9 protein-coding genes, 2 tRNA genes and 6 rRNA genes are annotated in these 24,021 nt (G+C 42.4%); all 17 read right to left on the bottom strand.

What is annotated here, in order from left to right:
* Positions 1–84: 84 nt before the first annotated feature.
* Complete coding sequence (gene guaB / locus MKZ14_RS00085; protein WP_004233999.1) at positions 85–1,548, bottom strand: IMP dehydrogenase; 1,464 nt, start codon at positions 1,546–1,548, stop codon at positions 85–87.
* A 272-nt stretch (positions 1,549–1,820) separates the two neighbouring features.
* Positions 1,821–1,936, bottom strand: a 5S ribosomal RNA gene (gene rrf / locus MKZ14_RS00080).
* A 191-nt stretch (positions 1,937–2,127) separates the two neighbouring features.
* Positions 2,128–5,055: ribosomal RNA gene (locus MKZ14_RS00075) — 23S ribosomal RNA — on the bottom strand.
* A 182-nt stretch (positions 5,056–5,237) separates the two neighbouring features.
* A 16S ribosomal RNA gene (locus tag MKZ14_RS00070) occupies positions 5,238–6,789 on the bottom strand.
* Between the two features lie 305 nt (positions 6,790–7,094).
* On the bottom strand, positions 7,095–7,988 hold the full coding sequence (locus MKZ14_RS00065; protein WP_333007002.1) for a patatin-like phospholipase family protein: 894 nt from the start codon (positions 7,986–7,988) through the stop codon (positions 7,095–7,097).
* A gap of 747 nt (positions 7,989–8,735) precedes the next feature.
* Positions 8,736–8,851 (bottom strand): 5S ribosomal RNA (gene rrf / locus MKZ14_RS00060).
* A 68-nt stretch (positions 8,852–8,919) separates the two neighbouring features.
* A 23S ribosomal RNA gene (locus MKZ14_RS00055) occupies positions 8,920–11,847 on the bottom strand.
* Positions 11,848–11,936: 89 nt separating this feature from the next.
* Positions 11,937–12,012, bottom strand: a tRNA-Ala gene (locus MKZ14_RS00050).
* A gap of 12 nt (positions 12,013–12,024) precedes the next feature.
* Positions 12,025–12,101, bottom strand: a tRNA-Ile gene (locus MKZ14_RS00045).
* Positions 12,102–12,195: 94 nt separating this feature from the next.
* Positions 12,196–13,747 (bottom strand): 16S ribosomal RNA (locus MKZ14_RS00040).
* The 16S, 23S and 5S rRNA genes sit together here with 2 tRNA genes alongside, the layout of an rRNA operon.
* A gap of 419 nt (positions 13,748–14,166) precedes the next feature.
* Positions 14,167–15,249: an HD-GYP domain-containing protein gene (locus MKZ14_RS00035; RefSeq protein ID WP_016994937.1), complete on the bottom strand. Its 1,083-nt coding sequence runs from the start codon at positions 15,247–15,249 to the stop codon at positions 14,167–14,169.
* Between the two features lie 140 nt (positions 15,250–15,389).
* Positions 15,390–17,855, bottom strand: a complete 2,466-nt coding sequence (gyrA, locus tag MKZ14_RS00030) for a DNA gyrase subunit A (RefSeq protein WP_036077952.1) — start codon at positions 17,853–17,855, stop codon at positions 15,390–15,392.
* A gap of 25 nt (positions 17,856–17,880) precedes the next feature.
* Entirely contained in the window at positions 17,881–19,815 is a 1,935-nt protein-coding gene (gyrB, locus tag MKZ14_RS00025) for a DNA topoisomerase (ATP-hydrolyzing) subunit B (RefSeq protein ID WP_052125376.1), read from the bottom strand.
* A 93-nt stretch (positions 19,816–19,908) separates the two neighbouring features.
* Positions 19,909–21,024, bottom strand: coding sequence for a DNA replication/repair protein RecF (recF, locus tag MKZ14_RS00020; protein WP_312125089.1), 1,116 nt, complete (start codon positions 21,022–21,024; stop codon positions 19,909–19,911).
* 3 nt (positions 21,025–21,027) lie between these two features.
* Positions 21,028–21,252 carry a S4 domain-containing protein YaaA gene (gene yaaA / locus MKZ14_RS00015; protein WP_312125086.1) on the bottom strand — a complete coding sequence of 75 codons (225 nt, stop codon included), beginning with the start codon at positions 21,250–21,252 and terminating at the stop codon, positions 21,028–21,030.
* 113 nt (positions 21,253–21,365) lie between these two features.
* Positions 21,366–22,502 carry a DNA polymerase III subunit beta gene (gene dnaN, locus MKZ14_RS00010; protein ID WP_004233305.1) on the bottom strand — a complete coding sequence of 379 codons (1,137 nt, stop codon included), beginning with the start codon at positions 22,500–22,502 and terminating at the stop codon, positions 21,366–21,368.
* A gap of 169 nt (positions 22,503–22,671) precedes the next feature.
* The gene (gene dnaA / locus MKZ14_RS00005) at positions 22,672–24,021 is read right to left on the bottom strand and encodes a chromosomal replication initiator protein DnaA (protein WP_016994935.1); all 1,350 of its coding nucleotides are present in this window, start codon (positions 24,019–24,021) and stop codon (positions 22,672–22,674) included.

Below are 24,021 nucleotides of genomic sequence, written 5' to 3'. Positions count from 1 at the left end.
AACGTGTTGACTCTCTACCATAAAAAAATGCTCTCGCGCCATCTTTGTAGACGATGCGAAAGCATAAAAGTTGCAAGTAATATATTACATGGAATAGTTTGGTGATTCTTTTGTAATCTGTACATCATGTGGATGTGATTCACGTAGACCAGCACCTGTCATTCTAACAAATTGTGCATTCTCGCGTAGGTGCTCAAGATGTGGAGCTCCACAATAACCCATACCAGCGCGAATACCACCAATAAGTTGGTAAATTGTATCAGCTAATGGTCCTTTATAAGGAAGACGGCCCTCAATACCTTCAGGTACTAATTTTTTTGCATCCTCTTGGAAGTAACGATCTTTAGAACCTTTTTCCATAGCGCCGATAGAACCCATACCACGATAAACTTTGAAGCGACGTCCTTGGAAGATTTCTGTTTCTCCAGGAGATTCAGATGTGCCTGCTAGAAGGGAACCAAGCATTACAACGTTGCCTCCAGCTGCTAGAGCTTTTACGATATCACCAGAATATTTAATACCACCATCAGCAATTATTGTTTTACCTAGCTCACGAGCTACTGTAGCACAATCATATACTGCTGTAATTTGTGGTACACCTACACCTGCTACAACACGTGTAGTACAAATTGAACCAGGACCGATACCTACTTTAACAACATCTGCTCCAGCTTCAAATAATGCACGTGCGCCTTCTCCTGTAGCAACATTACCAGCGATGATTTCTAGCTCAGGGTAAGTCTCACGGATTGAGCGAATTGTTTGTAATACGCCTTCTGAATGACCATGGGCTGTATCGATTACAACAATGTCAACTTGTGCCTCTACAAGCTTCTCAATACGTACCATCGTATCTTTTGATACACCAACTGCTGCGCCTACAAGTAAACGACCATGTGTATCTTTCGCAGCATTCGGGAATTCAATAACTTTCTCGATATCCTTAATTGTAATAAGTCCAGTTAATCTACCTTCTTCATCCACAATTGGAAGCTTTTCGATTTTATATTGTTGAAGAATTTTTTCAGCATCCTCTAAAGTCGTTCCAACTGGTGCTGTAATCAAATCTTCTTTCGTCATTACATCTTCAATTTTTAAAGAGTAGTCAGAGATAAAACGTAAATCACGGTTTGTAATAATCCCTACTAGCTTTTGATTTTCCATACTATCAACAATAGGAACACCAGAGATTCGGTATTTACCCATTAGATGCTCAGCATCGAAAACTTGATGTGTCGGAGTTAAGAAGAATGGGTTTGTAATAACACCATTTTCAGAACGTTTTACTTTTTCTACTTGTTCAGCTTGCTCATCAATCCCCATGTTTTTATGGATAATACCGATACCGCCTTGACGTGCCATCGCAATCGCCATTTTAGACTCTGTAACTGTATCCATACCTGCGCTGACCATTGGGATGTTTAATTTAATCTTTGGTGTTAATTGAACAGATAAATCAACATCTTTCGGTAGTACTTCGGAATGAGCTGGTACTAATAATACATCATCAAAAGTTAAACCTTCTTTGGCAAATTTAGTCTCCCACATTTTCGTAACTTCCTCCTATAGTTAAAAGAATATTAATTGTAAGATTAACAACGTGGACTGCTACTGTCAAGGAACTTATAAAAGAAAGACAATTCAGATTTTTAACAAATAACAATTAAGATAAACAATACAAATAATTAACTACATTTTCGAGGCATTTATTTACATTTTTCAAATTCAGAAAACACTTTTGAACAATCTCTTTAGTAGAGTTAAAAGTTATCAAAAGAGAAAGTAAAAAAACAGCCAGCATACAGCTGACTGTTTTGTTTGCCTAGCGACGTCCTACTCTCACAGGGGGAAGCCCCCAACTACCATCGGCGCTAAAGAGCTTAACTTCCGTGTTCGGTATGGGAACGGGTGTGACCTCTTTGCCATCATCACTAGACTTATTCGACCTCCAATACACGGCGTATTACTGCGTCAGCTGCTCTCGTTCAATCAGTCACGTACATAAGTACGCTCCTTCAATCACTCGTTTGCTTCCTTGTACTACTTGTGTCTTGAAGCTCTCTTTTTTTGTTGAAAGAATTATTCTTTCAAAACTGGATAAACGGTGCATTGAATGCTTCAAACATATTGGTTAAGTCCTCGATCGATTAGTATTCGTCAGCTCCATGTGTCACCACACTTCCACCTCGAACCTATCTACCTCATCGTCTTTGAGGGATCTTACTTACTTGCGTAATGGGAAATCTCATCTTGAGGGGGGCTTCATGCTTAGATGCTTTCAGCACTTATCCCGTCCACACATAGCTACCCAGCGATGCCTTTGGCAAGACAACTGGTACACCAGCGGTGTGTCCATCCCGGTCCTCTCGTACTAAGGACAGCTCCTCTCAAATTTCCTACGCCCACGACGGATAGGGACCGAACTGTCTCACGACGTTCTGAACCCAGCTCGCGTACCGCTTTAATGGGCGAACAGCCCAACCCTTGGGACCGACTACAGCCCCAGGATGCGATGAGCCGACATCGAGGTGCCAAACCTCCCCGTCGATGTGGACTCTTGGGGGAGATAAGCCTGTTATCCCCGGGGTAGCTTTTATCCGTTGAGCGATGGCCCTTCCATGCGGAACCACCGGATCACTAAGCCCGTCTTTCGACCCTGCTCGACTTGTAGGTCTCGCAGTCAAGCTCCCTTGTGCCTTTACACTCTACGAATGATTTCCAACCATTCTGAGGGAACCTTTGGGCGCCTCCGTTACCTTTTAGGAGGCGACCGCCCCAGTCAAACTGTCCGCCTGACACTGTCTCCTGCCCCGCTAAGGGGCATGGGTTAGAATTTCAATACAACCAGGGTAGTATCCCACCGACGCCTCCTTCGAAGCTGGCGCTCCGAGATCTCTGGCTCCTACCTATCCTGTACAAGTTGTACCAAAATTCAATATCAGGCTACAGTAAAGCTCCACGGGGTCTTTCCGTCCTGTCGCGGGTAACCTGCATCTTCACAGGTACTATAATTTCACCGAGTCTCTCGTTGAGACAGTGCCCAGATCGTTACGCCTTTCGTGCGGGTCGGAACTTACCCGACAAGGAATTTCGCTACCTTAGGACCGTTATAGTTACGGCCGCCGTTTACTGGGGCTTCAATTCGCAGCTTCGCTTGCGCTAACCACTCCTCTTAACCTTCCAGCACCGGGCAGGCGTCAGCCCCTATACGTCACCTTACGGTTTTGCAGAGACCTGTGTTTTTGCTAAACAGTCGCCTGGGCCTATTCACTGCGGCTCTCATGCGCTTGCACGCTCAAGAGCACCCCTTCTCCCGAAGTTACGGGGTCATTTTGCCGAGTTCCTTAACGAGAGTTCTCTCGCACACCTTAGGATTCTCTCCTCGACTACCTGTGTCGGTTTGCGGTACGGGCACCTCTCACCTCGATAGAGGCTTTTCTTGGCAGTGTGAAATCAGGAACTTCGTCCATACGGACTCGCCATCACAGCTCAACGTTACAGTGTGCGGATTTGCCTACACACACGCCTTACTGCTTGGACGCGCACAACCAACGGCGCGCTTACCCTATCCTACTGCGTCCCCCCATTTCTCAAACGGTGAGGAGGTGGTACAGGAATATCAACCTGTTGTCCATCGCCTACGCCTATCGGCCTCGGCTTAGGTCCCGACTAACCCTGAGCGGACGAGCCTTCCTCAGGAAACCTTAGTCATACGGTGGACGGGATTCTCACCCGTCTTTCGCTACTCATACCGGCATTCTCACTTCTAAGCGCTCCACCAGTCCTTCCGGTCTGACTTCAACGCACTTAGAACGCTCTCCTACCACTGACATCGTAGATGTCAATCCACAGCTTCGGTGAATCGTTTAGCCCCGATACATTTTCGGCGCAGCGTCACTCGACCAGTGAGCTATTACGCACTCTTTAAATGATGGCTGCTTCTAAGCCAACATCCTGGTTGTCTGTGCAACGCCACATCCTTTTCCACTTAACGATTACTTTGGGACCTTAGCTGGTGGTCTGGGCTGTTTCCCTTTTGACTACGGATCTTATCACTCGCAGTCTGACTCCCGTGTATAAATATCTGGCATTCGGAGTTTGTCTGAATTCGGTAAACCGGGATGGCCCCCTAGTCCAAACAGTGCTCTACCTCCAGTATTCTCATCACGAGGCTAGCCCTAAAGCTATTTCGGAGAGAACCAGCTATCTCCAAGTTCGATTGGAATTTCTCCGCTACCCACACCTCATCCCCGCACTTTTCAACGTGCGTGGGTTCGGGCCTCCAGTAAGTGTTACCTCACCTTCACCCTGGACATGGGTAGATCACCTGGTTTCGGGTCTACGACCACGTACTATTTCGCCCTATTCAGACTCGCTTTCGCTGCGGCTCCGCCTTCTAAAGCTTAACCTTGCACGTAATCGTAACTCGCCGGTTCATTCTACAAAAGGCACGCTATCACCCATTAACGGGCTCTAACTACTTGTAGGCACACGGTTTCAGGATCTCTTTCACTCCCCTTCCGGGGTGCTTTTCACCTTTCCCTCACGGTACTGGTTCACTATCGGTCACTAGGTAGTATTTAGCCTTGGGAGATGGTCCTCCCGGATTCCGACGGAATTTCACGTGTTCCGCCGTACTCAGGATCCACTCAGGAGAGAACGAACTTTCGACTACAGGGCTTTTACCTGCTCTGGCGGACCTTTCCAAGTCGCTTCATCTAACTCGCTCTTTTGTAACTCCGTATAGAGTGTCCTACAACCCCAAGAGGCAAGCCTCTTGGTTTGGGCTCTTCCCGTTTCGCTCGCCGCTACTCAGGGAATCGATTTTTCTTTCTCTTCCTCCAGGTACTTAGATGTTTCAGTTCCCTGGGTCTGCCTTCAAGACGCTATGTATTCACGTCAAGATACTACGCGATTAAACGTAGTGGGTTCCCCCATTCGGAAATCTCCGGATCAAAGCTCACTTACAGCTCCCCGAAGCATATCGGTGTTAGTGCCGTCCTTCTTCGGCTCCTAGTGCCAAGGCATTCGCCGTGCGCCCTTAATAACTTAACCAAGTTATTAAGCCTATAAAAAAACTTAAAAAATAAATGTGTTTGTTACAATTTCAATGTCGTTTTATCCAGTTTTCAAAGAACAAGTTTTGAAGTATTTCATTCAGAAAGAATGAACCTTCAAAACTGAACGCAAAACGTAATCTTACAAACCCAAGGTTTGTATTCCGAAATAATCCTTAGAAAGGAGGTGATCCAGCCGCACCTTCCGATACGGCTACCTTGTTACGACTTCACCCCAATCATCTATCCCACCTTCGGCGGCTGGCTCCAAAAGGTTACCTCACCGACTTCGGGTGTTACAAACTCTCGTGGTGTGACGGGCGGTGTGTACAAGGCCCGGGAACGTATTCACCGCGGCATGCTGATCCGCGATTACTAGCGATTCCGGCTTCATGTAGGCGAGTTGCAGCCTACAATCCGAACTGAGAACGACTTTATCGGATTAGCTCCCTCTCGCGAGTTGGCAACCGTTTGTATCGTCCATTGTAGCACGTGTGTAGCCCAGGTCATAAGGGGCATGATGATTTGACGTCATCCCCACCTTCCTCCGGTTTGTCACCGGCAGTCACCTTAGAGTGCCCAACTAAATGATGGCAACTAAGATCAAGGGTTGCGCTCGTTGCGGGACTTAACCCAACATCTCACGACACGAGCTGACGACAACCATGCACCACCTGTCACCGTTGCCCCCGAAGGGGAAACTATATCTCTACAGTGGTCAACGGGATGTCAAGACCTGGTAAGGTTCTTCGCGTTGCTTCGAATTAAACCACATGCTCCACCGCTTGTGCGGGCCCCCGTCAATTCCTTTGAGTTTCAGTCTTGCGACCGTACTCCCCAGGCGGAGTGCTTAATGCGTTAGCTGCAGCACTAAGGGGCGGAAACCCCCTAACACTTAGCACTCATCGTTTACGGCGTGGACTACCAGGGTATCTAATCCTGTTTGCTCCCCACGCTTTCGCGCCTCAGCGTCAGTTACAGACCAGAAAGTCGCCTTCGCCACTGGTGTTCCTCCAAATCTCTACGCATTTCACCGCTACACTTGGAATTCCACTTTCCTCTTCTGCACTCAAGTCCCCCAGTTTCCAATGACCCTCCACGGTTGAGCCGTGGGCTTTCACATCAGACTTAAAGGACCGCCTGCGCGCGCTTTACGCCCAATAATTCCGGACAACGCTTGCCACCTACGTATTACCGCGGCTGCTGGCACGTAGTTAGCCGTGGCTTTCTAATAAGGTACCGTCAAGGTACAGCCAGTTACTACTGTACTTGTTCTTCCCTTACAACAGAGTTTTACGATCCGAAAACCTTCTTCACTCACGCGGCGTTGCTCCATCAGGCTTTCGCCCATTGTGGAAGATTCCCTACTGCTGCCTCCCGTAGGAGTCTGGGCCGTGTCTCAGTCCCAGTGTGGCCGATCACCCTCTCAGGTCGGCTACGCATCGTCGCCTTGGTGAGCCGTTACCTCACCAACTAGCTAATGCGCCGCGGGCCCATCCTATAGCGACAGCCGAAACCGTCTTTCAGTCTCTTGCCATGAAGCAAAAGAGATTATTCGGTATTAGCCCCGGTTTCCCGGAGTTATCCCAAACTATAGGGTAGGTTGCCCACGTGTTACTCACCCGTCCGCCGCTAACGTCAAAGGAGCAAGCTCCTTCTCTGTTCGCTCGACTTGCATGTATTAGGCACGCCGCCAGCGTTCGTCCTGAGCCAGGATCAAACTCTCCATAAAAGAAATTTGATTAGCTCAAATTGTTTTGCTGGCATCATGTTTGATGTCCAAAATTGTGTTTTGTTCACTAGCAAAGCTAGCTACTTAAAACTTTATTGATTACGTTTTGCTTGTTCAGTTTTCAAGGTTCATTTTGTTTACTCTTCTGTAAGAGTTAACTTTTATATAATAACATGTTTTATATCTAATGTCAAACAGTTATTTTATTTTATATTTTAGTAGCTGCATGTCTCATCAGCAACTTTTATATAATAACACCCTATTTATCATTGGTCAATAGTTTTATAATTATTTTTAAAAAATATTTATAACCTCAATCTTGGCCAATTTCGTAAAAATTGAATTGTACGGTTTCTCCCTATTTCTAATAGAGTTTCTTTTGTTTCTTCATTTAAATCAAATTGGGTAGCACTATAATCTTCTACAGGAATAAAAATAATATCTCTTTCGTGTCGTCTTGATATATACCTTTCATCATGTGCATCTTTCATAGTTGAAAATAATGCATCAAACAAATTTAGACCATTCTTAATTTCTTGAGGACATTGTTCTTCCCTTCTTCTGCTCAGTTTCAGGCCTAAAATCGGACGTACTTTCCGACCTTCCTTATCATCAAATATCCATAGTGGAAAATTACTTAAAACACCACCATCCACTATAACCGATTCACCCTTCCCAGTCTTTAATGTAACTGGTTCAAAGAAAAAAGGTATACCACAACTCATACGTAACGCACAAGCAACTGAAAAATTCTTTGCTTCAATTTGATATTTATGCAAATCGTCTGGTAAAACAATCATTCTACCATTCGTTAAATCTGAAGCTACTAACTTAAGTGAATCTTTAGGCAGGTCACCAAAAGTATATACGCCTTTTGCTGCTAGCTTTTGGAAAAACCATTTTTCTAATGCCTTTCCTTTATAGAGACCTAAATGATTATAAACATTTACCCATTTCATAAATGGAAAAGGTAAAAATGTTCTTCTTGGATCAAGTAATGAAGGAACATCTAACTCTTCTAGCATCATTTCTATCTCTTTTCCACTATATCCTGCAGCAATAAAGGCAGCTAAAATGGCACCTGCACTTGTACCAGCTACACGTTTAAATCGAAAATGTTCAGCTTCTAGTACTTGATATGCCCCTACTAATGCAAAGCCCTTCAAACCGCCACCAGAAAACACGCCATCAATCCACAAAATTTCCTCTCCTTTTTGATGTAATCTTTACATTATAAGGATGAAAAATGATGAATAGAACTAAAATTTCTACTTTATTGACGATACCTATGTACATAGCAGCAAATTTTAATGATGAGCCTAGCTAAAATTCGATTTCAGTACCCTATATGAGAAAGTACTGATTATAAAAAAATGAAGATAACATGGTGATAATTTCTATTTTAAGAAGTCCCTAATGCTACTTAAATGGTAATGTATGTTGCAGCAATAATCCCAGTTTTTATAATTCGAACAGTTGCAAAGTGTAGAACCTATTTTTGACTATAATATAAAAGTTCTTAAGCTTCCCAACAATATTGAGCTTAAATTAAAACCCTTACCTATATTTATTAACTATGTCTAATAAAGCCTACTGGTGATTGATATAAAGCGCTGGAGGAGAATTAATCTGTGTTTACTGCCTTCTATGATTAGTTTCATTTATTCTTTCATTTTATCTTTTTGTTGTTTTCATCAACTGTATTTATACAGTATCCCCACTTTACAATTGATGATTGCTATATTTAATTGGTCATAAAAGTTGCGGAATGCAACATATGAAGATGATCCACTAATGTTGTTGTTTTCATAACTTTTAAATTTTTTCTTTCACTGAAGACTTATTTTTTAATTGCCTTAGCTAAGAGCTTTCTAAGCCCTCCAACATAGTGCTAAGGTTACAATAAATATAAAAAAACAGCCAGCACACAGCTGACTGTTTTGTTTGCCTAGCGACGTCCTACTCTCACAGGGGGAAGCCCCCAACTACCATCGGCGCTAAAGAGCTTAACTTCCGTGTTCGGTATGGGAACGGGTGTGACCTCTTTGCCATCATCACTAGACATTTATTTATTTGAAAGAATTATTCTTTCAAAACTGGATAAACGGTGCATTGAATGCTTCAAACATATTGGTTAAGTCCTCGATCGATTAGTATTCGTCAGCTCCATGTGTCACCACACTTCCACCTCGAACCTATCTACCTCATCGTCTTTGAGGGATCTTACTTACTTGCGTAATGGGAAATCTCATCTTGAGGGGGGCTTCATGCTTAGATGCTTTCAGCACTTATCCCGTCCACACATAGCTACCCAGCGATGCCTTTGGCAAGACAACTGGTACACCAGCGGTGTGTCCATCCCGGTCCTCTCGTACTAAGGACAGCTCCTCTCAAATTTCCTACGCCCACGACGGATAGGGACCGAACTGTCTCACGACGTTCTGAACCCAGCTCGCGTACCGCTTTAATGGGCGAACAGCCCAACCCTTGGGACCGACTACAGCCCCAGGATGCGATGAGCCGACATCGAGGTGCCAAACCTCCCCGTCGATGTGGACTCTTGGGGGAGATAAGCCTGTTATCCCCGGGGTAGCTTTTATCCGTTGAGCGATGGCCCTTCCATGCGGAACCACCGGATCACTAAGCCCGTCTTTCGACCCTGCTCGACTTGTAGGTCTCGCAGTCAAGCTCCCTTGTGCCTTTACACTCTACGAATGATTTCCAACCATTCTGAGGGAACCTTTGGGCGCCTCCGTTACCTTTTAGGAGGCGACCGCCCCAGTCAAACTGTCCGCCTGACACTGTCTCCTGCCCCGCTAAGGGGCATGGGTTAGAATTTCAATACAACCAGGGTAGTATCCCACCGACGCCTCCTTCGAAGCTGGCGCTCCGAGATCTCTGGCTCCTACCTATCCTGTACAAGTTGTACCAAAATTCAATATCAGGCTACAGTAAAGCTCCACGGGGTCTTTCCGTCCTGTCGCGGGTAACCTGCATCTTCACAGGTACTATAATTTCACCGAGTCTCTCGTTGAGACAGTGCCCAGATCGTTACGCCTTTCGTGCGGGTCGGAACTTACCCGACAAGGAATTTCGCTACCTTAGGACCGTTATAGTTACGGCCGCCGTTTACTGGGGCTTCAATTCGCAGCTTCGCTTGCGCTAACCACTCCTCTTAACCTTCCAGCACCGGGCAGGCGTCAGCCCCTATACGTCACCTTACGGTTTTGCAGAGACCTGTGTTTTTGCTAAACAGTCGCCTGGGCCTATTCACTGCGGCTCTCATGCGCTTGCACGCTCAAGAGCACCCCTTCTCCCGAAGTTACGGGGTCATTTTGCCGAGTTCCTTAACGAGAGTTCTCTCGCACACCTTAGGATTCTCTCCTCGACTACCTGTGTCGGTTTGCGGTACGGGCACCTCTCACCTCGATAGAGGCTTTTCTTGGCAGTGTGAAATCAGGAACTTCGTCCATACGGACTCGCCATCACAGCTCAACGTTACAGTGTGCGGATTTGCCTACACACACGCCTTACTGCTTGGACGCGCACAACCAACGGCGCGCTTACCCTATCCTACTGCGTCCCCCCATTTCTCAAACGGTGAGGAGGTGGTACAGGAATATCAACCTGTTGTCCATCGCCTACGCCTATCGGCCTCGGCTTAGGTCCCGACTAACCCTGAGCGGACGAGCCTTCCTCAGGAAACCTTAGTCATACGGTGGACGGGATTCTCACCCGTCTTTCGCTACTCATACCGGCATTCTCACTTCTAAGCGCTCCACCAGTCCTTCCGGTCTGACTTCAACGCACTTAGAACGCTCTCCTACCACTGACATCGTAGATGTCAATCCACAGCTTCGGTGAATCGTTTAGCCCCGATACATTTTCGGCGCAGCGTCACTCGACCAGTGAGCTATTACGCACTCTTTAAATGATGGCTGCTTCTAAGCCAACATCCTGGTTGTCTGTGCAACGCCACATCCTTTTCCACTTAACGATTACTTTGGGACCTTAGCTGGTGGTCTGGGCTGTTTCCCTTTTGACTACGGATCTTATCACTCGCAGTCTGACTCCCGTGTATAAATATCTGGCATTCGGAGTTTGTCTGAATTCGGTAAACCGGGATGGCCCCCTAGTCCAAACAGTGCTCTACCTCCAGTATTCTCATCACGAGGCTAGCCCTAAAGCTATTTCGGAGAGAACCAGCTATCTCCAAGTTCGATTGGAATTTCTCCGCTACCCACACCTCATCCCCGCACTTTTCAACGTGCGTGGGTTCGGGCCTCCAGTAAGTGTTACCTCACCTTCACCCTGGACATGGGTAGATCACCTGGTTTCGGGTCTACGACCACGTACTATTTCGCCCTATTCAGACTCGCTTTCGCTGCGGCTCCGCCTTCTAAAGCTTAACCTTGCACGTAATCGTAACTCGCCGGTTCATTCTACAAAAGGCACGCTATCACCCATTAACGGGCTCTAACTACTTGTAGGCACACGGTTTCAGGATCTCTTTCACTCCCCTTCCGGGGTGCTTTTCACCTTTCCCTCACGGTACTGGTTCACTATCGGTCACTAGGTAGTATTTAGCCTTGGGAGATGGTCCTCCCGGATTCCGACGGAATTTCACGTGTTCCGCCGTACTCAGGATCCACTCAGGAGAGAACGAACTTTCGACTACAGGGCTTTTACCTGCTCTGGCGGACCTTTCCAAGTCGCTTCATCTAACTCGCTCTTTTGTAACTCCGTATAGAGTGTCCTACAACCCCAAGAGGCAAGCCTCTTGGTTTGGGCTCTTCCCGTTTCGCTCGCCGCTACTCAGGGAATCGATTTTTCTTTCTCTTCCTCCAGGTACTTAGATGTTTCAGTTCCCTGGGTCTGCCTTCAAGACGCTATGTATTCACGTCAAGATACTACGCGATTAAACGTAGTGGGTTCCCCCATTCGGAAATCTCCGGATCAAAGCTCACTTACAGCTCCCCGAAGCATATCGGTGTTAGTGCCGTCCTTCTTCGGCTCCTAGTGCCAAGGCATTCGCCGTGCGCCCTTAATAACTTAACCAAGTTATTAAGCCTATAAAAAAACTTAAAAAATAAATGTGTTTGTTACAATTTCAATGTCGTTTTATCCAGTTTTCAAAGAACAAAAATTGGTGGAGCCTAGCGGGATCGAACCGCTGACCTCCTGCGTGCAAGGCAGGCGCTCTCCCAGCTGAGCTAAGGCCCCAAGAGGTATATATGGTGGGCCTAAATGGACTCGAACCATCGACCTCACGCTTATCAGGCGTGCGCTCTAACCAGCTGAGCTATAGGCCCTCTTGGAAGTTTTATTAGATTTCATAAACCTTCAAAACTGAACGCAAAACGTAATCTTACAAACCCAAGGTTTGTATTCCGAAATAATCCTTAGAAAGGAGGTGATCCAGCCGCACCTTCCGATACGGCTACCTTGTTACGACTTCACCCCAATCATCTATCCCACCTTCGGCGGCTGGCTCCAAAAGGTTACCTCACCGACTTCGGGTGTTACAAACTCTCGTGGTGTGACGGGCGGTGTGTACAAGGCCCGGGAACGTATTCACCGCGGCATGCTGATCCGCGATTACTAGCGATTCCGGCTTCATGTAGGCGAGTTGCAGCCTACAATCCGAACTGAGAACGACTTTATCGGATTAGCTCCCTCTCGCGAGTTGGCAACCGTTTGTATCGTCCATTGTAGCACGTGTGTAGCCCAGGTCATAAGGGGCATGATGATTTGACGTCATCCCCACCTTCCTCCGGTTTGTCACCGGCAGTCACCTTAGAGTGCCCAACTAAATGATGGCAACTAAGATCAAGGGTTGCGCTCGTTGCGGGACTTAACCCAACATCTCACGACACGAGCTGACGACAACCATGCACCACCTGTCACCGTTGCCCCCGAAGGGGAAACTATATCTCTACAGTGGTCAACGGGATGTCAAGACCTGGTAAGGTTCTTCGCGTTGCTTCGAATTAAACCACATGCTCCACCGCTTGTGCGGGCCCCCGTCAATTCCTTTGAGTTTCAGTCTTGCGACCGTACTCCCCAGGCGGAGTGCTTAATGCGTTAGCTGCAGCACTAAGGGGCGGAAACCCCCTAACACTTAGCACTCATCGTTTACGGCGTGGACTACCAGGGTATCTAATCCTGTTTGCTCCCCACGCTTTCGCGCCTCAGCGTCAGTTACAGACCAGAAAGTCGCCTTCGCCACTGGTGTTCCTCCAAATCTCTACGCATTTCACCGCTACACTTGGAATTCCACTTTCCTCTTCTGCACTCAAGTCCCCCAGTTTCCAATGACCCTCCACGGTTGAGCCGTGGGCTTTCACATCAGACTTAAAGGACCGCCTGCGCGCGCTTTACGCCCAATAATTCCGGACAACGCTTGCCACCTACGTATTACCGCGGCTGCTGGCACGTAGTTAGCCGTGGCTTTCTAATAAGGTACCGTCAAGGTACAGCCAGTTACTACTGTACTTGTTCTTCCCTTACAACAGAGTTTTACGATCCGAAAACCTTCTTCACTCACGCGGCGTTGCTCCATCAGGCTTTCGCCCATTGTGGAAGATTCCCTACTGCTGCCTCCCGTAGGAGTCTGGGCCGTGTCTCAGTCCCAGTGTGGCCGATCACCCTCTCAGGTCGGCTACGCATCGTCGCCTTGGTGAGCCGTTACCTCACCAACTAGCTAATGCGCCGCGGGCCCATCCTATAGCGACAGCCGAAACCGTCTTTCAGTCTCTTGCCATGAAGCAAAAGAGATTATTCGGTATTAGCCCCGGTTTCCCGGAGTTATCCCAAACTATAGGGTAGGTTGCCCACGTGTTACTCACCCGTCCGCCGCTAACGTCAAAGGAGCAAGCTCCTTCTCTGTTCGCTCGACTTGCATGTATTAGGCACGCCGCCAGCGTTCGTCCTGAGCCAGGATCAAACTCTCCATAAAAGAAATTTGATTAGCTCAAATTGTTTTGCTGGCATCATGTTTGATGTCCAAAATTTTGTTTCGTTCACTAGCAAAGCTAGCTACTAAAAACTTTATTGATTACGTTTTGCTTGTTCAGTTTTCAAGGTTCATGTTCTTTATTTTCGTTGTCACCTCTTGGCGACTCATTTATAATATCAAGATTCTAAAACAAAGTCAACACTTTCTCTAAAAATATTTTAATACAATATCTATAAATGTTTCAAAACACAATTATGGTTAAAATCTCACTATTTAAGTGTTTAATATTGCGAAGTGCTTCTTAAAAAAATATTAAAATGTCACCTATATATAAAAACATAATGTAGCACTTTGCGTAGAGTACATCTCTTACCTGTTTAAAAATAGGCAAACCATATAAATATAGTTTGCCCCTTTATCTATAAATTAGTTATGATACGTGAAATATAGAAACTGCGATTTTTCCCTAAATCAAAAATTTCCCCTGAATGAATTAATTTAATAAGTGGTCGTGTTGGTGCAAATTTATTTACAAACATTACTTCCCCACGTTCTAAATTAGAAAGTTCTACAATTGTTCCTATCGGAAGATCTGCAACAATATCAATTAATGCACGTACTACTTTAATATCAAATTTACCAAACTCAGATTCATTAATCATTTCTATCACTTTAAATGAAGATTGTTTCGTTCTATATACTCGTTCACATGTCATAGCATGAAAAACATCTGCAACAGCAATGATTTGTGCAAATATAGAAATATTGGCGATCTTTTCGTTCTTCGGATACCCACTACCATTTAAACGTTCATGATGTTGGAAGATTGCTTCTTTCATCGTTTCTTTTAAAATGGTCAAATCTTTCACCATATTGTAGCTATAAATCGGATGTTTATAAATCTCATCATATTCTTGCTCTGTTAATGGTGTCTTCTTATCCCTGATACGAGGATGTACTTTAGCCATACCACAATCAGCTAATAAACCACCGATGGCTACTTGAATAGTAGTCCCTCTATCATAGCCAAGTTTTTGAGCAATAACTGAGGCAATCAAACCAGTTGCTACACAATGATGATATAGATAGTCTTTTGGATTTGAATACTCATTTAAATCAAAAATAATAGTACGATCTTCTAACACCAACTCTACTAAAGGTAAAATAATTGTTCTGGCCTTTGCAATATCTACCTTTGCTCCCGCTTCCCAGTTTTTAAATTCTTTTTTAAACTGTTCAACAGAATGATTATAGATTTTCCTAAAAGTCGGAATTTCTTCTATTGTAACTTCGACATCGCTCTCATTCTTTTCTACACGAATATCATTTTCACTTTTGTAAACAGGGACGTTGAAAATATTAAATGCATGAAAAACTTGCAAGTGTACATAAGAAATCATTGTATCTTTGAAAATAATCGGATACTGTGTATTAGCAAATATATCTTCAGAAATTACCTTGCCAACACCTAGCTCTGAAATTGGAACATGTATAGTTTCCACGGATGAACACCTCTCCACTATTTCTTGCTTCAAAATAAGGTATTTCTATTTTATCATGGAATTCAAAATAATTACTTATTTTTCATTATTTACGTAAAAAAACCGATGACGACATTCAAGAATGTCATCATCGGATTAAATTATTCTTCGACTTCCTCTTCGTCTTCTAAAGACTCTTCTGCTTTTTCCACTTTAGCTACAGTTGCAACTAATTCGTCATCTCCTAGTCGAATTAAACGTACACCTTGCGTACTGCGCCCAATTAATGAAATATCATTCACATCCATACGGATAAGCATTCCATTAATAGTTATAAGCATTAGATCCTCAGAACCATCGACAGTTTTTACAGCCACCATTGGACCATTCTTATCTGTAATCTGGATCGTTTTCAGTCCTACTCCACCACGACTTTGTAAACGATAGTCCTCTTCAGAAGTACGTTTACCGTAACCTTTTTCAGTTACTACTAAAATTTCTTGTCCTGGCTCAACAATCTCCATACCAACAACTTCGTCCCCATCACGTAGCTTAATGCCTCGAACACCACCGGCTGTACGGCCCATAGATCGAATGTCGTCTTCTTGGAAACGAACGAGCATACCATCACGTGTACCAATAATCACTTGTTTCTCTCCATCTGTAAGACGTACAGAAATAAGATCATCGTCTTCTCTCAAGCTGATTGCGATTAAACCATTTGTTCGGATGTTAGCAAATTGTGAAACAGGGGTACGTTTTGTAATACCTGTTTTTGTGGTAAAGATAAAGTAAGCATCTTCATCAAACGACGCAACACGAATCATAGCTGTTACTTTTTCGCCTTTTTCTATATTGAGCAAGTTTACGATTGGTAACCCTTTAGCAGTACGACCGAACTCAGGAATTTCATATCCTTTTGCTCTAAATACTTTACCTTTAGACGTGAAGAATAAAATTGTATCGTGGGTAGAAGTATTCATTAGATGCTCTACAAAGTCGTCTTCATTTGTACCCATTCCTTGTACACCACGACCACCACGCTTTTGACTACGATATGTATTCGCAGCTAAACGTTTGATATAGCCATTATGCGTTAAAGTAACAACTGAGTTTTCAACAGGGATTAAATCCTCATCCTCAATCATTTCAATACCACCTGATGTAATCTCAGTACGGCGTGTATCATTAAAACGTTCCTTCAATTCTAAGATTTCAGTACGAATAATATCAACAATTTTCTCTTCATCTGCCAAAATTGCCTTTAATTCAGCTATTAGAACTTGAAGCTCTTGATATTCTGCTTCAATTTTTTCACGCTCTAAGCCACTTAATCGAACGAGGCGCATATCTAAAATAGCTTGAGCCTGACGCTCAGATAAGTTAAAGCGTTCCATCAATTGAGGCTTCGCTTCTTCACCACTACGTGAACCACGAATAATAGCAATTATTTCATCAATATGATCGAGTGCAATTCGTAAGCCCTCTAAAATATGAGCGCGGTCTTCAGCTTTTCGAAGATCGAACTCTGTACGACGACGAATAATTACTTTTTGGTGTTCTAGATAATGGTATAACATTTCCTTTAAGCCTAATACTTTAGGCTGACCATTTACTAAAGACAGCATATTAATGCCGAAGCTCGATTGCATAGCCGTTTGTTTATATAAATTATTTAGTACGACATTAGCATTTGCATCTTTACGAACTTCAATTACTACACGCATACCACGACGGTCTGATTCATCACGTAAGTTTGTGATACCATCTATTTTTTTATCACGTACAAGTTCTGCAATTTTTTCAATGAGCTTTGCCTTATTCACTTGGTAAGGCAATTCATGGATAAGAATAGTTTCCTTACCATTTGCCTTTTGCTCAATTTCTACTTTTGCACGAATAATAATGGAACCTCGACCTGTTTCATAGGCTCTACGAATACCACTACGTCCTAAAATTAATCCTCCAGTAGGAAAATCTGGGCCAGGGATAATTTCCATTAGCTCCTCAGTTGTAATTGCAGGATTTTCAGAAAGTGCTATAACAGCATCAATTGTTTCGCCCAATTGATGTGGGGGAATATTTGTTGCCATACCTACTGCAATCCCTGCAGCACCATTCACTAATAGGTTTGGATAACGACTTGGTAATACAATTGGTTCTTTTTCTGATCCATCATAGTTATCTGTATAGTCAATTGTATCTTTATTAATATCACGGAGCATTTCCATTGCTATTTTAGACATACGTGATTCTGTATAACGCATGGCTGCTGCGCCATCACCATCAACGGAGCCGAAGTTTCCATGACCATCAACAAGCATGTAGCGATAGCTGAAATCTTGTGCCATACGTACCATTGCATCATAGATGGAAGAGTCACCATGTGGATGGTACTTACCCATTACATCCCCAACGATACGTGCTGATTTTTTGTAGGCTTTATCTGCTGTATTCCCTAATTCCTGCATCCCATATAATATACGACGATGAACTGGTTTTAATCCATCACGTACATCAGGTAATGCACGTGACACAATTACACTCATTGCATAATCAAGAAAGGATGTTTCAATTTCTTCTGTTATATTAACTCCTTTAACACCGGAGCGTTCTTGTTCTGACAAAGTGTAGACCTCCTCTCAAGAAAAATTAGATATCTAAATTAGCGTATACGGCATTTTCCTCAATAAATTGACGACGAGGTTCAACTTCATCGCCCATTAAACGTTCAAATGCTTGGTTTGCCTTAATTGCATCATCTAATTCTACTTGTAATAATGTGCGGTACTCAGGATCCATTGTTGTTTCCCAAAGCTGCTCAGCGTTCATTTCACCAAGACCTTTATAACGCTGCACATTTGGTTTTGGCATTTTTGGTAGTCTTTCTAAAATTGCTTTTAATGTCTCTTCATCATAGCAGTATTCAATATGTTTACCTTGTTTCACTTGATAAAGTGGTGGCTGTGCAATATAAATATAGCCTGCTTCTATAAGTGGTCGAAGGAAACGGAAGAAGAATGTTAAAAGTAATGTACGAATATGCGCTCCATCGACATCGGCATCTGTCATAATAATGATTTTATGATAACGAGCTTTTTCTAAATTAAACTCCTCACCAATACCAGTGCCGAATGCTGTAATCATCGCACGGATTTCCGCATTCGATAAAATTTTATCTAGTCGAGCTTTCTCAACGTTAAGAATCTTACCACGTAAAGGCAAAATTGCTTGGAAGTGACGATCACGCCCAGATTTAGCGGAACCGCCGGCAGAATCACCCTCAACAATATAAATTTCACAATCAGCTGGGTTAGTAGAAGAACAATCAGCTAATTTACCCGGTAAGCTAGATACTTCGAGGGCATTTTTACGACGAGTAAATTCACGTGCCTTTTTCGCAGCTACACGCGCACGGGCCGCCATTAAACCTTTTTCTACAACCTTACGAGCAACCGTTGGATTTTCTAACATAAAACGTTCAAAGCCATCTGAGAATAATGAATTGGTAATTTGACTTACTTCTGAGTTCCCTAACTTTGTTTTTGTTTGTCCTTCAAATTGCGGATCTGGATGTTTAACGGAAACTATAGCTGTTAACCCTTCTCGAACATCCTCACCTGTAAGATTAGCGTCAGATTCTTTTAGTAATCCACTTTTTCGTGCATAGTCATTAATAACGCGTGTAAGGGCTGTTTTAAAACCAGACTCATGTGTACCGCCCTCATACGTATTAATGTTATTAGCAAATGAGAAAATATTAGAAGAGAATCCAGCATTATATTGCATGGCAATTTCTACTGTGATGCCATCCTTCTCTCCAAGAACATCAATTGGATCATGGATTGGCTCTTTAGATTGGTTTAAATGCTCCACATAGGAACGAATACCACCTTCATAGTGGTATGTAGTTGAACGAATCTCATCTTCACGTTCATCAGCAATCGTAATCTTAATACCACGATTTAAATAAGCCAATTCTCTAATACGATGAGCTAAAATATCATATTCATAAACAGTTGTTTCTTTAAATATTTCTGGATCAGCTTTAAAACGTGTTGTTGTACCATTGTGATCTGTTTCACCGATAACTGTTAACTCTTGAACTGTTCTTCCACGTTCAAATTTTATTTCATGGATATGACCTTCACGATGAACTTGGACAATTGTTTCAACAGATAGTGCATTTACCACTGATGCCCCAACTCCATGGAGACCACCCGAAACTTTATAGCCTCCACCGCCAAATTTACCACCAGCATGTAAAACAGTCATAATAACTTCAACTGCTGGCTTACCCATTTTTTCTTGAATACTAACCGGAATACCACGACCGTTATCTTCTACACGGATCCAGTTTTCTTTTTCAATTGTTACTTTTATATCTGTACAAAATCCTGCAAGTGCTTCATCGATACTATTATCAACAATTTCCCATACTAAATGGTGAAGCCCTTTAGAGCTAGTTGAACCGATATACATCCCTGGTCTTTTACGTACTGCTTCTAAACCCTCTAATACCTGTATCTGATCGGCCTCATAAGCTTGGTTTTGTAAACCTTCGTTCTCTATAGCCACGGCTTTCATCTACTCCTTCATAACATCATTGTGTGTAAATGAATGAACAGTCAACCGAGCTGACTATTACCATTCTTTTTGTAATCTAAAAAACTACCCTGGCTAACTTCTTTCAATCGCACCTTGTTTCACGTGAAACAGTTGAGCCTGTTCCATCGTTTCATGGTGAATTCCTTCCACACTTGTGGTTGTAACAAAGGTTTGGACTTCACCTTGAATGGTATTTAATAAATGCGATTGGCGATAATCATCGAGTTCCGATAAAACATCATCTAAAAGTAGTATGGGTGTTTCATTTGTTTCTTGTTTAATTAATTCAATTTCAGCAAGCTTTAAAGACAATGCAGTAGTTCGCTGTTGCCCTTGTGAACCATAAGTTTGGACATCATAGCCATTTACTAAAAACTGTAAATCATCACGGTGTGGACCAACTAGTGTCACTCCCCTATCAAATTCACGTTCTCTCGCTTCTATTAATTTTTGATGTAAAGTATTTTCAATTTCACTAGTAGAGTGTTCTTTTTCTATACCAGCTACCGTACGATATTTTATAACCAGTGTTTCCTTACCTTGCGATATCCCTGCGTGTATGGGTTCCGCCCACTCCTGCAATAAATCCATAAATTGAAATCTTTTACGAATAATTTGGGTAGCAGCGTGAATATATTGTTCATTGTAGACCTCATACATCACATCATTTGACAAGGACTTGCCTTGGTTCATTTTTAAAAAATGATTACGTTGTTTTAAAACTTTTTGAAAGGTTAATAAATCATGTAAATAGACAGGCGAAATTTGCCCAATCTCCATATCAATAAAACGTCGGCGTATTTGCGGACTTCCCTTTACAACATTCAAATCCTCTGGTGCAAACATAACGACATTCATTTGACCAATATAATGACTAAGGCGACTTTGCTCTATATGATTTATCTTGCCCTTCTTACCTTTCTTTGTAATCGTAAGTTCGATCGGTAAAATACCGTGCCTTTTTTTAACGGCCCCTTCTATTTTACCATAGTCTGAATCCCAACGTATCAATTCTTTATCGTTCGTTGTGCGATGGGACTTAGCCATTGCTAAAACATAGATGGACTCCATAACATTTGTTTTTCCTTGTGCATTTTCACCAATGAAAACATTAATTTTTGGAGAGAAGTTTATAGCTAAGGCATCATAGTTACGGTAATTTGTAAGTTTTATTTGCTCAATATACATAATTTATTGTCCAGCTGGTCCTATGATTTGAAAACGACCACATCCAGGAATATTTACAACATCTCCGTTACGTAATTTCCGACCTCGACGATCGTCTATTTCTCCATTTACATATACAGCATGTTCTTGTAAAAACCACTTGGCCATTCCACCTGAACTAATGGCATCCGTAATTTTTAAGAGCTGCCCTAACGTGATGAACTCCTCATCAATTTTAATGTCCTGCATAGTGTGTTCCCCTCCGAATACAGACTGTCTATCTCTCTATCATACCTAAAATTACGCCATAAGTAAAAAAAGATAGTCACTATGAGCGACTATCTTAACAGATCTTATGTTCTTTAGTAAGTTCGTACAGGTAAAATTAATTGTAAAATAGCATCATCATGAACGGAACGTAAAATAAACGGTCTCATTGCCCCAGTAAATTGAATAACTACATCTTGTCCATCAATTGCTTTTAATGCTTCCATCATATATTTTGCACTGAATGAGATTTTCAAACCTTCCCCTTCTAATGCTTCCACAGGAATTTCTTCTTGTACTTTACCGATTTCAGGAGAATTAGAAGAAACTTCAACTGCCTGGTTATCTAAAATTTCAAAACGTACAACATTATTTCGATCTCCTCTTGCAACAAGTGAGGCACGGTCAATAGCTTGTAATAAAGATTTTCCGTTAATCGTTACATTTGTTTGATATTCTTCAGGAATTAAACGAGTTGTGTCAGGATAATTTCCTTCCAGTAAGCGAGAGAAGAATAATACATCACCAGTTTTAAATAATACTTGCTGACTTGTAATAACGATTTGTACAAGGTTTGTAGAATCCTCTAATACTTTATTTAATTCATTTAAACTTTTCCCAGGAATAACTACACTATGTTCAACTTCTGGTAAATTTTCCAGTTGCACTTTACGTCTAGCTAAACGATGACTATCTGTTGCAACACAGATTAACGTTTCATTTTTGATCTGCCAGTTTACACCTGTCAACACGGGTCTACTTTCTGAAGTAGCAACAGCAAATACAGTTTCACGAATAATTGTTTTTAAGAGATCAGCTGGAATAGTAAATTTTTGATCTTCTGTAAGCTCTGGTAATAAAGGATATTCTGCTGCATCTGAGCCAATTAAATGGAATTCTGATTTTCCTGAACGAATATGTGTTTGGAAACCAGGTGTTACTTGGATTTCAACATCGTTTGTTGGTAATTTACGTACGATTTCATTAAACATACGTGCTTGTACAACAATTGAACCTGTTTCTGTAATGTGAATAATTTGTTGCCCATCTTCTTCTACTGGAATAAATGTTTGAATTGTTATATCAGCATCACTACCTGTTAAGCGGATACCTTCTTCTGTTACGTCAATTTTAATCCCTGTTAAAATCGGAATAGTTGTTTTTGAACTTACTGCTTTCATGACATCATTTAAACCCTCTAATAAACGGTCACGTAAAATATCAAATTTCATTCGTTTTCCCTCACATATTTATATTATTTATTTATATAAAATAAAAAGATATAGTAATAGGCCCTGTGGATTTGTGGATAAGTATATTTTTATGAATAAAATCAGTCTATCCACATGTAGATAGACTGTGTATAAGTTTGTGTTTAAATCGTTAGTTTGTCCACAGCAATTACTTGCCTAGCATACTACGAATTTGTTTAACATCTTGTTGAAGTTGAGCGTCATTTTTCAACATAGAAGAAATTTTTTCGTGTGCATGGATGACAGTCGTATGGTCGCGACCACCAAATTCTTCGCCAATTTTCGGCAGCGAAAAATCTGTCAATTCGCGTGATAAGTACATAGCGATTTGACGCGGAAAAGCTATTAATTTAGTACGTTTTTTGGCAGCGAAATCTTCCAAACGTATACTAAAATGTTCCCCAACTGCATTTTGAATGTCTAATATTGTCACTGTTCGCGGCTTTGAATTTGGGATGATATCCTTCAATGCCTCGGCAGCTAATGTCGCTGTAATATCCTTGTTTACAAGTGATGAGTAGGCAACGACGCGAATAAGCGCACCTTCAAGCTCCCTAATATTGGAGTCAATCTGGTTCGCAATATAAAGCATTACTTCATTTGGTACCTCTAGACCGTCTGCTTTTGCTTTTTTACGCAAAATAGCGATACGAGTTTCCAAATCGGGTGGCGCAATATCAGTTATTAACCCCCATTCGAAACGTGAGCGGAGCCGATCTTCTAAAGTTGGAATCTCTTTTGGAGGTCGGTCACTTGATATAACAATTTGTTTTGATTCTTCATGTAGAGTATTAAAAGTATGGAAAAATTCTTCTTGAGTTGATTCTTTTCCAGCAAGGAATTGAATATCATCAATTAGCAGTACATCCACATTGCGGTATTTATTGCGAAAATCAAGTGCTTTGTTATCACGAATTGAGTTAATAAATTCATTTGTAAATTTCTCGGATGATAAGTACACCACTTTAGCATTAGGATTATGCTCTAATACATAATGACCAATGGCGTGCATTAAGTGCGTTTTACCTAGCCCTACTCCCCCATAAATAAAGAAGGGATTATATGCCTTCGCAGGTGCTTCAGCTACAGCTAGCGAAGCTGCATGTGCAAAGCGGTTACCAGAGCCAATAACAAACGTATCAAAAGTATATTTCGGGTTTAACATACCTGGTGAAATATCATGATGTTCATTATTTTTTGCTTGGATAATCGGCGCTGGCAAATCAAAATCGTCCGAATCCTGGTTTTTTTGAACAACAAATTTAATAAGCAAGTCTTCGCCTGTTAGCTCCGTTAATATACCTGTAATCAAATGAATATAATGATTTTCAAGCCAGTCTCGAGCAAACGAATTGGGTGCAGCAATTGTCACAGTGGAGCCACTACCATTGTAAGATAGTAGCTTTGTAGACTTTAGCCACGTTTCGAAGCTTGGTTTAGAAATTTTTTGTTCAACTTGAGCCAGGACATTGTTCCATAGTTCTTCTAAATGTTCCAA

Origin of the sequence: Lysinibacillus sp. FSL P2-0066, assembly GCF_037969495.1 — a bacterium.
Lineage (GTDB): Bacteria > Bacillota > Bacilli > Bacillales_A > Planococcaceae > Lysinibacillus > Lysinibacillus boronitolerans.
This window is presented reverse-complemented; position numbering and strand designations above follow the sequence as displayed.